The sequence below is a fragment of the Aquimarina rhabdastrellae genome (genome assembly GCA_947387485.1).
Classification (GTDB): Bacteria; Bacteroidota; Bacteroidia; order Flavobacteriales; family Flavobacteriaceae; genus Aquimarina.
In genome coordinates this window covers 160,351-175,057 of record CANDNT010000003.1, presented here as the reverse complement: position 1 = coordinate 175,057, position 14,707 = coordinate 160,351, and the positions used below count along the sequence as shown (strand labels likewise).

Sequence of the window (14,707 nt, the reverse complement as noted above, 5' to 3'; positions counted from 1 at the left end):
AAAATAATGATTATGAATATCAATCGGGGTAGGTTTTGATATTTATGCAAAACTACTAAGATAGTTTGTATCTTAGTAGCTTTTTTATAAAATAATCGATAAAAGGTGCTCTATTTAAGATCAACAGGAATGTTACAAACAGGAATTGGCACCATTTTATGTTGGTTGATACGGTTTAATCTTGAATAAATGATAAAAACTTCTTGTTCTCGACCACTAAAATCTTCTTGAGTTTTACCAGCATCTTGCATTTTCATAGCCCACTCTAATTCGTCATAACTAGCGCCAATTTGATCTTCGTCACTACGACTATCACCAAAAAGTCCATCTGTAGGAGCCGCTACTTGAATAGATTCCGGAACATTAAGTACTTTTGCCAAGGCGTATACTTCGCTTTTTAAAAGATCGGCAATAGGACTTAAATCAACACCACCATCTCCATATTTGGTAAAGAAACCTACACCAAAATCTTCTACCTTATTACCAGTTCCAGCTACGAGAAGTCGTTTTAAACCCGCAAAATAATATAAAGTAGACATACGCAATCGTGCTCTTGTATTGGCTAATGCAAGATCAAGAGTAGCTCCAGCCTCGGTAGGAGGAGTAACCGTTTTAAAATCTTCAAAAACAGATGTCAAATCAACACGAGTATCTGTTACATTTGCAAAACGATCTTTTAATTGTTTAATGTGTTCTTGAGCACGATTTACTTGACTTTGAGCTTGATGAATTGGCATTTCTACGCAAAGCACATCCAGTCCAGTTAGTGCACAAAGACAAGAAGTTACAGCACTGTCAATACCGCCACTAATTCCAACAACAAATCCATTCATTCCAGCTTTTGTGGCATAATCTTTAAGCCATTCAACAATATGAGTAATTACTTTTTCTGTTTGCATAAAGTATAGTTTCTTAAAATAGTACCTTTGCAGGCCATAGTTTTTTGTTACTATGTAAAATTAAAAAAAAATGAAAGCGTTTTGAATATATCTAATTTGATTAGCATATAAATCAAAAAAATAATTAATAGACAAAAGAAGACAAAAGTAATAATAGATGAATAGAAGTATTTATACAGTAGTTTTACTAAGTATACTATTTTTTGCATGTAGTAAAGAAAGTAAATTAGAGAAAGAGATTGCACAAATTCCTGTAGATATCACTATAGAGCGATTTGATCAATATTTTTCAAAAGTTACACCAGAAACTTTACCAGACCTAAAAAAAGATTATCCGTTTCTATTTCCTAAGCAATATCCAGATCAAGTATGGTTAGATAAATTAAATGATACTATACAAATAGAAGTCAATGAAGAAGTAGCTAAAGCTTTTCCTGATTTTTCTCAACAAAAAAATGAGTTGTATTCATTTTATCAACACCTTAAATATTATTTCCCAGGGATAAAAGTACCTAGAATAATTACAGTGACGTCAGATGTTGATTACCATAATAAAGTGGTATTGTCTAGTGATAAGTTATTGATATCGCTAGATACTTATTTAGGTAAAGACCATCATTTTTATGATGGAATTCAAGTCTTTTTAAAAGATAATTTTAGAATAGCACAATTAACACCAGATGTGGTGTCTATATATGCAAAGCAATTGATAGGGCGACCAAAACAGCGTACGTTTCTAGCAAATATGATTTATTACGGAAAAGAACTTTATCTTAAAGATGTCTTGATTCCTTCTATTCCAGACGAAGAAAAAATAGGATATACAAAAGAAAAATACGAATGGGCATTAGCAAACGAAGAAGAAGTATGGAGATACTTTATAGAGAAAGAATTATTGTATAGTACAGATACTAGTTTGTTAGGTAGGTTTTTACACCCTGGACCATTTTCTAAATTTTATTTAGAATTAGATAATGAATCTCCAGATCGATTAGGTCAATTTATAGGTTGGCATATAGTGAATTCGTATATGAAAAATAACGATGTATCTTTGCAGCAATTATTAATGGCAGATGCCGAAACGATATTTAAAAAATCTAAATACAAACCCGCGAGATAATGGAAGATTTACATAAATCAGAGATAAAAATTGATGTAGCATTAGATGAAAATAGAGTTCCAGAAAAATTAAACTGGACTGCAAAAGACGGAGGAATAGAAAATGAAGAGACAAAGGCAGTACTTTTGTCTGTTTGGGATTCTAAAAATAAAGAAAGTCTACGTATCGATTTATGGACAAAAGACATGCCTGTAGATGAGATGAAAATATTCTTTCATCAAACGTTAGTATCTATGAGTGATACTTTTAACAGAGCTACTCAAGACGAGAAAATGACAGCTACTATGAAAGATTTTTGTGATTATTTTGCAGAAAAACTTGAATTAAAGCAAAAATAGATTGGTGCTAGATTAGTAGTATTGACAAAGAAAAATAAAAACCTCTTGAAGATGTAATTCAAGAGGTTTTTTAACGATTAAATAGAAGTCTACTGTCTAATAATCGTATAAATGAGTAAAGAATATTTTTTTGTGTATAATGCAAAATCTGATAAACTACATAAATACTTGGATTTTGCACATAAGATTATAAGCCCTAAAACATATACTTGTGACTTATGTAGTTTAACACATGGTAATTTTGGTGAACGAGAAGCGTGGACAAAATTTAGAAAGACCTTTACAAAAGAATTAATATTCTTATACAAAGATCAATTTGAAAAAGAATTCAAACCAGAAGAAACCTATCCAGTTATTCTTGAAAAAAATAAAAGGAACGAAATACGAGTATTAATTTCTACTAATGAGTTAAAAAAAATCAGACAAGTAGAAGAGTTAATTACACTAATCCAGAATAAATTAACAGTAGTTTAAGATTGAGTGTTTAATTCCTTATTGATTTCATTAATATAAGATAGTACTTCATCTTTTCCTAAACCAGAAGATGAAGAAGTAACAAAATAATTAGGCATTTCTTCCCAGTGATTAAGCATTTCTTGTTTGTAAGCTTCAATTTGAGCAGGAAGTTTCTTTTCAGTTAATTTGTCTGCTTTGGTAAAAATGATAGAGAACGGAATATGATTTTCGCCTAGCCATTGCATAAATTCTAAATCTATTTTTTGAGGTTCATGTCTAGAATCGACTAAAACAAAAGCGCTAACTAATTGTGTACGTTTAGAAAAATAAGCAGTGATAAATTTTTGGAAAGTTTTTTTTGCAGATTTAGAAACACGAGCATAACCATACCCAGGTAAATCTACTAGAAACCATTCTTTATTAATTATAAAATGATTAATCAATTGAGTTTTTCCTGGTCTTCCAGATGTTTTAGCTAGACTTTTTCTATTAGTAAGCATGTTGATTAAAGAAGATTTACCAACATTAGAACGACCTATAAAAGCGTATTCAGGTAAGCGATCTTTAGGACATTTGGCAACATCACTGTTACTCATTACAAAATTAGCACTAGTAATTTTCATAAACCAAGAGTTTTGTAAATCAATAAACAGGACATAAAGCCCTGTTTAGATTAAATTGTATTTTATTAGCTATAAAATGTTATTTAAAAGTTTCTGTTTTTTAGCCATTTATGTAAAATCTGATTAAATTCATCAGGATGTTCCATCATAGCAGCATGACCACATTTTTCTATCCAGTATAAATCAGCATCAGGTAATAAACGATTAAAATCCTCTGCAACTTCTGGAGGAGTGACATTGTCATTTCTACCCCAGATTACACATGTAGGAGTAGGCATTTTAGGTAAATCTTTAGCCATATTATGACGAATAGCACTTTTAGCAATAGCAAGAGTCTTAACTAACTTGTTTCTATCGTTTACAGTAGCATAAACTTCGTCAACAATTTCTTTGGTAGCAATAGCAGGGTCATAAAAAACATTTTCAGCTTTTTGCTTAATATATTCATAATCACCACGCTTTGGATAGCTTTCTCCCATAGCACTTTCATATAAACCAGAACTTCCTGTAATAACCAAAGCTTTAACTTTTTCTGGAAACATCTTGGTATATACCAAAGCAATATGACCTCCTAAAGAATTTCCTAATACAATCACTTGATCAAGACCTAAATGAGTAATGAATTCATTCAAGTATTTTGCAAAAGTACCTACACTAGTTTTAATCAAAGGTGTAGTATAAATAGGTAATTCGGGGATAAGGACTTTATATCCATTATCAGGGAAATACGAAGTAACACCATCAAAATTACTAAGCCCACCCATGAGCCCATGTAAAATAACGATAGGAGTCCCTTCTCCTGATTCTAAATAACTAAATTTTCCTTCTTTTTTTAATTCGTGCTTCATTGATTCTTGTTACAAGACTTAAACGCAAATATAGCATTTTCATCGATAGTATAGTTATGTTTTTGTGAATACTCAGAAAATGAGGAGACTTAGATTCTAGATCAAGAACAACCATAAAACTGCTTGTATATGATAATGAGAGGGTTAGTGCTTTTTGTTTTCTATGCTGTTGAAATTTAACGAGTTGAGGTAAAGTGGTGAGATTTGATGAGAATTTATTAACAATGTGGTAGAAAGTGGTAAAAAGTGGTAAAAAATCAATATATTTGAACTATCAAATTCGAGGGGAGAAAATAGTGATAAATCTTATAGGTACATACGAATGCAAAGTAGATGCAAAGGGACGTCTTATGGTTCCTGCTGCATTGAAGAAGCAGTTATTGCCTATTCTTGAAGAAGGTTTTGTCTTAAAACGTTCTGTTTTTCAGCCATGTTTAGAATTATATCCTATGGCAGAATGGAATGTATTGATGCAAAAAATTAACAAACTTAATCGATTCAAGAAAAAGAACAATGATTTTATCAGAAGATTTACAGCAGGAGTGAAGATGATCGAAATTGATGGAACTGGACGTTTATTGATTCCAAAGGACTTAGTAGGATTTGCTGGGATAACCAAAGAAATAGTGTTGTCTTCTGCATTGAATATTATTGAAATTTGGGACAAAGATCAATATGAAAAAGTAATTGAAGATACTGCCGATGATTTTGCAGATTTGGCAGAAGAGGTAATGGGATTTGAAGATGAAACAGAATGAATATCATAATCCGGTACTGTTAAAAGAAACAGTAGACGGACTACATATAAAAGAGAATGGGATCTATGTGGATGTAACCTTTGGAGGAGGAGGGCATTCTCGTGAGATCATGAGTCGTTTAGGGCCAGATGGTAAATTGTTTGCATTTGATCAAGATAAAGATGCATTGAATAATGCAATTGACGATGAACGTTTTACTTTGATCAATGAAAACTTTAGATACATCAAAAGATTTTTAAGATTTCATGGAATCAGAAAAGTAGATGGGATTTTAGGAGATTTTGGAGTGTCTTCTCATCAATTTGATGTAGCAGAAAGAGGTTTCTCTACTCGTTTTGATGGTGACCTTGATATGCGTATGAATCAGGACGGTGAGTTATCGGCTTATGAAGTAGTAAATACATATGAAGAAGCAGATTTAAGAAACATGTTCTATTTATATGGAGAACTTAAAAATGCACCTAAACTAGCAAGAGCTATTGTAGCAGCAAGAGAAACACAACCTATAAAAACAAGTGTAGCGTTAAAAGAGACATTAATGCCTTTTTTACCAAAGCACAGAGAACATAAAGCACTAGCTCAAATTTATCAAGCAATAAGAATTGAGGTAAATCAAGAGATAGAAGTGCTAAGAGAATTTTTATTGCAAACTAAAGAATTACTCAATGAAGGAGGAAGGATTAGTTTGATATCATATCATTCTCTTGAAGATAGATTGGTAAAACGCTATATAAGAAATGGTATGTTTGAAGGAGAACCTGAAAAAGATTTTTTCGGGAATGTAGAAGTTCCGTTTAAAAAAGTAGGAAAACTAGTGGTGCCAAGTCAAGAAGAAATAGAGGTGAATAATAGAGCTAGAAGTGCAAAATTAAGAATAGCCGAGAGAACCAATATGCAATAGTATATATTAAGGTATAGATGAAACAGCAAGTATATGACATATTAAAAGGTAAATTCTTGATTGCAGATGATGCAGTAAAGAATTGGCAGATGCTGTTATTTCTATCCTTATTGGCGATTATAATGATTGCAAGTTCGCATAGTGCAGAGAAAAAAGTACATGAGATAGCAAGAATTAATAATGAGGTTCAAGAATTGCGAACACATTTTAGTGATGGGCGATCAGAGCTGATGAGATTAAAAATGGAGTCCTCGATTATCGATAAAATGAAACCTAGAGGAGTTAAACCAGCGAGTGCTCCACCAAAAAAAATAATAGTAAAACACTGAAAATAAAAAAGTATTGGCAATAAAGGATAAAAAAATATTAACGCGATTATATGTGGTAGCGGGGGGAATGTTTCTCTTCGCTTTGGCTGTTGTAGTCAAGTTGGTAAATATCCAATTTGTCGAAGGAGAAAAATATAGAGCTAAAGCTCAAAATAGTGTATTCAAAGATTTTGTGATTCCAGCCAATAGAGGAAACCTTTATGATAGTGATGGGAATTTATTAGCAACTTCGGTACCTAAATATGATATACGCTTTGATGCTGTAACAGTATCCGAAAAGAATTTTAGAGAAAATATAAAAGCACTTTGCGAGGCATTAGGAAAAGAATTTGATAAACCAGCTTCTTATTACAATAAAATGATAAGAGCAGCAAAATCAAATAACAATAGATACCTATTGATTCGTCGTAATATGGGGTACTCTCAATACATGAGAGTACGAAATTTTCCTCTGTTTAAACTAGGAGCCAACAAAGGAGGATTAATAGTAGAACAACGTACAGTAAGAGAACACCCTATCGGTAAAATAGCAGAACGTACTGTAGGATATGAGCGTAGAGATGAACAAGGATATTACACAAGAGTAGGATTAGAAGGTGCTTATGGACCTTTTTTAAGAGGAAAAGAAGGAAGGCGCTTAAAACAAAAAATAGCAAAAGGACAATGGAAACCTATAGGAGATGATAATGAAATTGAACCAGAAGATGGGTTTGATGTGATTTCGACTATAGATGTTAACATTCAAGATATTGCACACCATGCATTGTTAACTCAATTAGAAGAGTTTGAAGCAGAACATGGTACCGTAGTCGTAATGGAAACTAAGACAGGAGAAATTAAAGCTATAGCAAATTTAGGTCGTACTAAATCAGGTAAGTACTATGAGAAACTTAACTATGCAGTAGGAGAATCTCATGAACCAGGATCTACGTTTAAATTGATGGCTATGGTAGCTGCACTAGAAGATCGAGTGATAGATTCTAGTTATGTAGTAGATACTGAGAAAGGAAGAGTGAAATTTTATGATCGTGTGGTAAAAGACTCTAAATCTGGGGGATACGGAAGAATTTCTGCTTCAAAAGCTTTTGAAGTTTCTTCAAATACAGCTTTCGCAAAAATTATTAATAATAATTATAAAAATGACCCAAAAAAGTTTGTTGATCGCTTGATCAATATGGGATTAGATAAAGAATTAGGATTAGCAATCAAAGGCGAAGGGAAACCTAAAATACCATATCCTGGAGATTCAGATTGGTACGGTACAACATTACCGTGGATGGCACATGGTTATGGAGTGTCTTTAACACCATTACAAGTATTGACATTTTATAATGCAATTGCTAATAACGGAGAAATGGTGAAACCTAGGTTTATCAAAGAAGTAAAATCATTAGGAAAAGTCGAAAAAAAGTTTGAGAAAAAAGTATTGAACCCAGCGATCTGTTCAAAAGAAACAGCAAAGGTAGTTCAAGCAATGATGAAAAATACTGTAAAACGCGGAACAGCTAGTAATATTTATACAGAAGAGTTTCAAGTAGCAGGAAAAACAGGGACTTGTTGGACAAATTATTGGAAAGAAAAGAAGCGAGAATATATAGCTTCTTTTGTAGGCTATTTTCCAGCAGATAACCCTGAGTATTCTTGTATAGTAGTAATTCATAGACCTAATAAAGAAAAAGGATACTACGGTAGTATTGTTGCTGCTCCAGTATTTAAAACAGTATCTCAAAAAATATATAATGATACTCCGATTATCGATGAAGTACCATATAAAGTAAAAGATAATAAGCGAGTGAATAGAAGTTATCAATCCTATTATGCAAAGGCAGAAAAGTATAAAACAATTATGCCTAATGTAAACGGAATGACAGCTATGGATGCACTTACTTTATTAGAGAATATGGGGTTAGAAGTGCGATTAAAAGGTAAAGGAATAGTAAGAAGCCAATCTATTGCTCCGGGAACCAAAGTGAAGAAAAATCAAAGTATAAGTTTAGAATTATCGTGAAGGTATTAAAAGACATATTATATAAAGTAGCTATCAATGCAGTAGTAGGTGATACTAATATAGCTATTCAGAAAATTGAATTTGATTCTAGAAAAATCGAATTCAATGATGTCTTTGTGGCTATTAAAGGAACTGTTGTAGATGGACATCAGTACATAGCCGAGGTAATTAATAAAGGCGCAAAAGTTATTGTATGTGAACAACTTCCAGAAGAAAAACTAGAAGAAGTGACATATGTAGAAGTTCTTGATGCACAGCAAGCACTGGCAATAATGGCTTCAAATTATTATGATGCACCATCAAAGAGTTTAAAGCTAGTAGGAGTAACAGGAACGAACGGAAAAACAACTATAGCTACACTTTTATATCAACTGTTTCAAAAAGCAGGTTATAAAGTAGGATTGCTTTCTACAGTTAAAATAATGGTAGATACAACTACTTATAAGGCAACACATACAACGCCAGATTCGTTGACTATTAATTATTATCTCAATCAAATGGTCGAAGAAGGAGTTGATTACTGTTTTATGGAAGTAAGTTCTCATGGAATCCATCAAAAACGTACAGAAGGATTGCATTTTGAAGGCGGAATTTTTACCAATCTTTCACATGATCATTTAGACTATCACAATACATTCAAAGAATATAGAGATGTAAAAAAGATATTCTTTGATCAATTACCCAAAACTGCTTTTGCTTTAGTTAATAAAGATGACAAAAACGGAAGTTTTATGCTTCAAAATACTAAGGCTAAGAAATATGAATATGGATTAAAATCATATGCAGATTATAGAGGGCAAATACTTGAGAATAGTCTTGAAGGATTATTGTTGAGAATGAATGATAATGAGGTTTGGGTAAAACTTATAGGAAGCTTTAACGCCTATAATGTACTAGCTATATATGGAGCAGCTACATTATTAGAAATAGAAACTATGGAGGTGCTTAGACTTCTTAGTGAATTAGAAAGTGTGAGTGGTAGATTTCAATATTTAATTTCTGATCAAAAAATCACAGCAATTGTTGATTATGCACATACACCAGATGCTTTAAAAAATGTACTGGAAACCATTAATGATATCCGTACAAAAAATGAAACTTTAATTACTGTTGTAGGTTGTGGAGGAGATAGAGATACAACCAAGCGACCAGTAATGGGAAATATAGCAGCAAAACTGAGTGATAAAGCAATTTTTACTAGCGATAACCCTAGAACAGAAGATCCAGAATTAATTATAAAAAATATAGAAGAAGGAGTAGCAGGAGAAGATTATAAAAAGACATTATCAATCACAGATAGAAAACAAGCAATTAGAACAGCTTGTCAATTGGCGAACACGAATGATATTATTCTGATAGCTGGAAAAGGACATGAAACCTATCAAGAAGTCAACGGAATACGAGCAGACTTTAATGACTTTGAGATAGTAAAAGAAGAACTAACTAAGTATAATAAATAAGTTAAGAGGAAGGGAAAACTCTTAGTCCAAGAACCAAAAAGACTATGTTATATTATCTATTCGAATATTTAGAACAACAATACCAGCTTCCAGGAGCAGGATTGTTTCAGTTCATTACTTTTAGAGCAGCAATGGCTATTATTTTGTCATTATTAATCTCTACCATTTACGGAAAAAGAATCATAAGCTTTTTACGTAAAAAACAAATGGGCGAAAGTATTCGTGACCTAGGGTTAGAAGGACAATCAGAAAAAGCAGGAACACCTACTATGGGAGGAGTTATTATTATCCTTGCAACACTAATTCCAGTACTGTTGTTTGCCAAATTAGATAATATTTATGTGATATTATTAATAGTTACTACGCTATGGATGGGAGCTATTGGTTTTGTAGATGATTACTTAAAAATCTTAAAGAAAAATAAAGACGGATTACAAGGTAAATTTAAAATAGTAGGACAAGTAGGTTTAGGACTTATAGTGGGATGCACGATGTATTTTCATCAAGATATTACTATCAAACAAGAAATTGTAAAAGACGCTACACAAGAAGAAGTTGTAGTAACAGAAAATACTACAAAAAAAGCTGAATTTTTACCAGAGCGTAAATCGACTAAAACAACATTACCGTTTTTAAAAAATAATGAATTTGATTACGCGAGTTTAATTACATGGATCAATCCAGATTATATTAAATATGCGTGGATCATTTTTATACCATTTGTGATTTTTATTATAACAGCAGTATCTAATGGAGCTAATCTTACAGACGGAATTGATGGATTGGCAGCAGGATCATCTGCTATTATGGTATTGACATTAGGACTATTTGCGTGGGTTTCTGGAAACATTATTTTTTCAGATTACCTCAATGTAATGTACATCCCTAACTCTGGAGAAATGACAATCTATATAGCTGCATTTGCGGGAGCTTTGGTTGGGTTTTTATGGTACAATACATATCCAGCTCAAGTTTTTATGGGAGATACAGGGAGTTTAACAATAGGAGGAATAATAGCAGTAATAGCTATAGCAACCAGAAAAGAATTTTTGATTCCGTTACTATGTGGAGTTTTCTTTATAGAAACTTTATCAGTAATGATTCAAGTGAGTTGGTTTAAATATACCAAAAAGAAGTATGGAGAAGGAAGACGTGTATTTTTAATGTCGCCAATTCATCATCATTATCAGAAAAAAGGAATTCACGAAAGTAAAATCGTAGCAAGATTCTGGATTATAGGAATTTTACTAGCGATACTTACTGTGGTTACATTGAAAATACGATAATGGAATCAATAAAAAAACATAAAAAGCTAGTCATCTTAGGAGGAGGAGAAAGCGGAGTAGGGACAGCTATTTTAGGTAAACAAAAAGGATATCAAGTTTTTGTTTCAGATAAAGGAAGCATAAGCGAAAAATATAAAGACGTTCTTAAACATTTTGAGATCGATTGGGAAGAGCAACAACACACAGAAGCTAAGATTTTTGAAGCAGATGTGGTAATGAAAAGCCCAGGAATTCCAGATCATATAGCATTGATTAAACAAATCAAGCAAAAAGATATACCTGTAATTTCAGAAATTGAATTTGCAGGAATATATACAGATGCTACGATCATAGGAATAACAGGAAGTAATGGTAAAACAACAACTACAATGTTAACCTATCATATTCTAAACACAGGAAACTTAGATGTAGGTATGGCAGGAAATATAGGAGATAGTTTTGCTAAGACTGTGGCAGAAAAAACACATAAGCATTATGTGTTGGAGCTTAGTAGTTTTCAATTAGATGGAATTCGTGAATTTGCACCACATATTGCAATGATAACGAATATAACACCAGATCATTTAGACCGCTATAATAACGACTTTGAACAGTATATCGCTTCAAAGTTTAGGATAGCGATGAATCAAACTTCAAATGATTATTTGATTTATGATGCAGATGATAAAGTGATAACATCGTATTTAGAAAAACATCCTGTGAGATCACAATTGATCCCTTTTTCTTTAGAAAAAAAGTTAGAAAAAGGAGTGTATTTAGAAAATAACAATATTAAAATAAAAGTAGATAATACCGAATTTACTATGCCAACATCAGAATTAACATTAAAAGGAAAACATAACGTAAAAAATGCTATGGCAGCTTCTGCAGCAGCACATTTGTTGCGTATTAGAAAAGCAACAATAAGAGAGAGTTTAGAGAATTTTCAAGGAGTTGAACATAGACTTGAAGATGTATTAAAGATTAACAATGTACGTTATATCAACGATTCAAAAGCAACAAATGTTAACGCGACATTTTATGCTTTAGACGCAATGAAAACATCAACAGTATGGATAGTTGGAGGCGTAGATAAAGGAAATGATTATAGTGATTTATATGCTTTAGTAAATGAAAAAGTAAAAGCAATAATCTGCCTAGGAGTTGATAATAGAAAAATCATTCATGCATTTCAAAATTGTATAGATACAATAGTAGAAACAGCTTCGATGACAGAAGCTGTAAAAGCAGCCTACGAAATTGCAGAGCGTAATGATAATGTTTTATTATCACCAGCATGTGCAAGTTTTGATCTATTTGAAAGTTATGAGGATCGAGGACGTCAGTTTAAACAAGCAGTAAGAGAATTATAAAAGATTAGAGAGAATTAAAATGCGTAAAGTATTAACCAAAATACAAGGAGATAGAGTAATATGGGCTGTAGTGGCGTTATTAGCTTTGTTTTCATTTTTACCTGTATATAGTGCAAGTAGTAACTTGGCCTATCTATACGGTAATGGAGATACTTTTGGGTATTTAAGAAAGCACTTTGCTCATTTAACATTAGGATTTATAATCATCTACATGGTTCATAAAATCCCTTTTAATTATTTTAAAGGACTCTCTATAATAATGCTACCAGTAGTCATTCTTTTGCTATTAATAACAATGGCACAAGGTACTATCATAGGAGGAGCTAATGCGAGTAGATGGATACGGATTCCTTTTGTAGGAGTATCATTTCAAGCATCCACCTTAGCCTCAGTAGTATTGTTAGCATATGTAGCTCGGTATTTATCAAAAATAAAAGATAAAGTAATATCGTTTAAAGACAGTGTATTACCGCTTTGGGTACCCGTATTTGTTATTTTGATGTTGATATTGCCAGCCAACTTCTCTACAGCAGCAATTATTTTTGCTATGGTGATGATGTTGGTGTTTTTAGGAGGATATCCATTTAAATACATAGTATTTGTAATGGGAACAGGAATGGTTGGATTGACCATGTTTATCCTTACGGCGAAAGCATTTCCAGGGTTATTTCCCAATCGTGTAGATACATGGGTAAGTAGAATAGAAAATTTTGTTTCTGCAGAAGAAGACAAAGAAAAAGAAGCAAACTATCAAATAGAACGTGCAAAAATCGCGATAGCAAGAGGGGGAATCTTGGGACAAGGACCAGGTAAAAGTGTACAAAAAAACTTTTTACCACAATCTTCATCAGATTTTATCTATGCCATCATTATTGAAGAATGGGGTATGGTAGGAGCACTATTTTTAATGTCTATGTATATGTTACTACTATTTAGATTAGTAATAGTAGCACATAAAAGTTTAGATGTATATGGAAAACTGCTTGTAATAGGAGTAGGCTTACCTATTGTATTTCAAGCATTACTTAATATGGCTGTAGCTGTAGAATTATTTCCAGTTACAGGGCAAACGTTACCACTTATCAGTAGTGGAGGAACATCGATATGGATGACCTGTTTAGCAATCGGTATCGTATTAAGTGTAAGTAAAGATATTAAAGAAGAAAAGAATAAAAAGGCGGGTAAAGCAGCGATCGATGATATATCAATAGATGCTTTAGATGCAAATACTATATGAAAAAAGAACCTAAGATCATATTATCTGGTGGAGGAACTGGAGGACATATCTATCCAGCCATTGCGATTGCAAACGAGATCAAACGAAGATTTCCACAAGCAAAAATATTGTTTGTTGGAGCAAGAGATCGTATGGAAATGCAAAAAGTACCTAAAGCAGGATATAAGATCGAAGGATTATGGATTAGCGGAATTCAGCGAAAGTTAACCTTAAGCAATTTGATGTTTCCATTAAAATTGATTAGCAGTTTATGGAAATCGCGAAAGATTATCAAGCAATTCCAACCAGATATAGCAATAGGAACAGGTGGTTTTGCTAGTGGGCCTTTATTAAAAATGGCAAGCAAGAAGAATATACCTACAGTATTGCAAGAACAAAACTCTTTTCCAGGGATAACCAATAAATGGTTGGCAAAAGAAGCAAAAGCAATTTGTGTGGCTTATGATGGATTAGAAAAATTTTTTCCAGCAGATAAAATCTTAAAAACAGGAAATCCGGTACGACAAGATTTATTAGCTATAGAAGAAAAAAGAACAGCTGCTCTAACCAAGTTTGGGTTAGATAAGAATAAAAAAACAGTATTGATTATAGGCGGAAGTTTAGGAGCGAGAAGAATTAATCAATTGATCGAAGAAAAATTAGAATTCTTTAACGAATTAGACTTACAGTTAATCTGGCAATGTGGTAGCTTATATTTTGAAGAATATAAAAAATACAATGAAAGAGATAATGTAACAGTTCATGCATTTTTGGATCAAATGGATTTAGCCTACGCAGCAGCAGATGTAATGATATCAAGAGCAGGAGCAGGATCGGTATCAGAATTATGTATAGTAGGAAAACCAGTAGTGTTTATACCGTCACCTAATGTAGCAGAAGATCATCAAACAAAGAATGCTCAAGCGATAGTAGATGAAAATGCAGCATTAATGGTAAAAGAAAATGAATTAACAGAAAAGTTCGAAACTGTTTTTAAAACATTGATAAAAACAGAAGAACAACAAAATAAACTAGGCAAAAATATAAAAGAATTGGCTTTGCCAGATGCAACACAGCGTATTGTAGATGAAGTAGAACGCTTGATGAATTAAA

Annotated in this window: 15 protein-coding genes; 12 read left to right on the top strand and 3 right to left on the bottom strand. The window is 32.5% G+C overall.

Annotated features, from left to right (window positions below; genetic code table 11):
• Nucleotides 1-110: 110 nt before the first annotated feature.
• A complete protein-coding gene (gene nadE / locus ACYEKI_RS08225; RefSeq protein ID WP_459210698.1) occupies nt 111-899 on the bottom strand; it encodes an NAD(+) synthase in 789 nt (262 codons plus the stop codon).
• 157 nt (nt 900-1,056) lie between these two features.
• Here nadE and gldB point away from each other — a divergent pair, with 157 nt between their 5' ends.
• The 3 genes from gldB to ACYEKI_RS08210 all read left to right on the top strand — a co-directional run bounded on the left by gldB (nt 1,057) and on the right by ACYEKI_RS08210 (nt 2,831).
• A complete protein-coding gene (gene gldB, locus ACYEKI_RS08220) occupies nt 1,057-2,019 on the top strand; it encodes a gliding motility lipoprotein GldB (protein ID WP_459210697.1) in 963 nt (320 codons plus the stop codon).
• Nucleotides 2,019-2,357 carry a gliding motility protein GldC gene (gene gldC / locus ACYEKI_RS08215; RefSeq protein WP_459210696.1) on the top strand — a complete coding sequence of 113 codons (339 nt, stop codon included), beginning with the start codon at nt 2,019-2,021 and terminating at the stop codon, nt 2,355-2,357. The genes gldB and gldC overlap by 1 nt, the downstream gene beginning before the upstream one ends.
• A 111-nt stretch (nt 2,358-2,468) precedes the next feature.
• Nucleotides 2,469-2,831 carry a GTPase gene (locus ACYEKI_RS08210; RefSeq protein WP_459210695.1) on the top strand — a complete coding sequence of 121 codons (363 nt, stop codon included), beginning with the start codon at nt 2,469-2,471 and terminating at the stop codon, nt 2,829-2,831.
• On the opposite strand, the gene yihA is transcribed toward ACYEKI_RS08210, so the two are convergent.
• Both yihA and ACYEKI_RS08200 read right to left on the bottom strand, forming a co-directional pair.
• The gene (gene yihA, locus ACYEKI_RS08205; protein WP_459210694.1) at nt 2,828-3,436 is read right to left on the bottom strand and encodes a ribosome biogenesis GTP-binding protein YihA/YsxC; all 609 of its coding nucleotides are present in this window, start codon (nt 3,434-3,436) and stop codon (nt 2,828-2,830) included. The genes ACYEKI_RS08210 and yihA overlap by 4 nt on opposite strands.
• Nucleotides 3,437-3,519: 83 nt before the next feature.
• A complete protein-coding gene (locus ACYEKI_RS08200; protein WP_459210693.1) occupies nt 3,520-4,284 on the bottom strand; it encodes an alpha/beta fold hydrolase in 765 nt (254 codons plus the stop codon).
• 296 nt (nt 4,285-4,580) lie between these two features.
• On the opposite strand from ACYEKI_RS08200, the gene mraZ reads away from it, so the two are divergent.
• From mraZ to murG, 9 genes are read left to right on the top strand one after another with little or no spacing between them, the layout of a single operon-like run.
• Nucleotides 4,581-5,042 (top strand): division/cell wall cluster transcriptional repressor MraZ, encoded by a 462-nt coding sequence (gene mraZ / locus ACYEKI_RS08195; protein WP_459210791.1) that lies wholly within the window; start codon nt 4,581-4,583, stop codon nt 5,040-5,042.
• Nucleotides 5,029-5,943 carry a 16S rRNA (cytosine(1402)-N(4))-methyltransferase RsmH gene (gene rsmH / locus ACYEKI_RS08190; protein ID WP_459210692.1) on the top strand — a complete coding sequence of 305 codons (915 nt, stop codon included), beginning with the start codon at nt 5,029-5,031 and terminating at the stop codon, nt 5,941-5,943. The genes mraZ and rsmH overlap by 14 nt, the downstream gene beginning before the upstream one ends.
• Nucleotides 5,944-5,960: 17 nt before the next feature.
• The gene (locus tag ACYEKI_RS08185; RefSeq protein ID WP_459210691.1) at nt 5,961-6,272 is read left to right on the top strand and encodes an FtsL-like putative cell division protein; all 312 of its coding nucleotides are present in this window, start codon (nt 5,961-5,963) and stop codon (nt 6,270-6,272) included.
• A gap of 13 nt (nt 6,273-6,285) precedes the next feature.
• Entirely contained in the window at nt 6,286-8,280 is a 1,995-nt protein-coding gene (locus ACYEKI_RS08180; protein WP_459210690.1) for a penicillin-binding protein, read from the top strand.
• The gene (locus ACYEKI_RS08175; RefSeq protein WP_459210689.1) at nt 8,277-9,740 is read left to right on the top strand and encodes a UDP-N-acetylmuramoyl-L-alanyl-D-glutamate--2,6-diaminopimelate ligase; all 1,464 of its coding nucleotides are present in this window, start codon (nt 8,277-8,279) and stop codon (nt 9,738-9,740) included. The genes ACYEKI_RS08180 and ACYEKI_RS08175 overlap by 4 nt, the downstream gene beginning before the upstream one ends.
• A gap of 44 nt (nt 9,741-9,784) precedes the next feature.
• Nucleotides 9,785-11,026 (top strand): phospho-N-acetylmuramoyl-pentapeptide-transferase, encoded by a 1,242-nt coding sequence (gene mraY, locus ACYEKI_RS08170; protein ID WP_459210688.1) that lies wholly within the window; start codon nt 9,785-9,787, stop codon nt 11,024-11,026.
• Nucleotides 11,026-12,378: a UDP-N-acetylmuramoyl-L-alanine--D-glutamate ligase gene (gene murD, locus ACYEKI_RS08165; RefSeq protein WP_459210687.1), complete on the top strand. Its 1,353-nt coding sequence runs from the start codon at nt 11,026-11,028 to the stop codon at nt 12,376-12,378. Before mraY ends, murD begins: the two co-directional genes overlap by 1 nt.
• Nucleotides 12,379-12,397: 19 nt before the next feature.
• A complete protein-coding gene (locus ACYEKI_RS08160) occupies nt 12,398-13,615 on the top strand; it encodes an FtsW/RodA/SpoVE family cell cycle protein (protein ID WP_459210686.1) in 1,218 nt (405 codons plus the stop codon).
• Nucleotides 13,612-14,706: an undecaprenyldiphospho-muramoylpentapeptide beta-N-acetylglucosaminyltransferase gene (gene murG / locus ACYEKI_RS08155; protein WP_459210685.1), complete on the top strand. Its 1,095-nt coding sequence runs from the start codon at nt 13,612-13,614 to the stop codon at nt 14,704-14,706. The genes ACYEKI_RS08160 and murG overlap by 4 nt, the downstream gene beginning before the upstream one ends.
• Nucleotide 14,707: the final 1 nt, after the last annotated feature.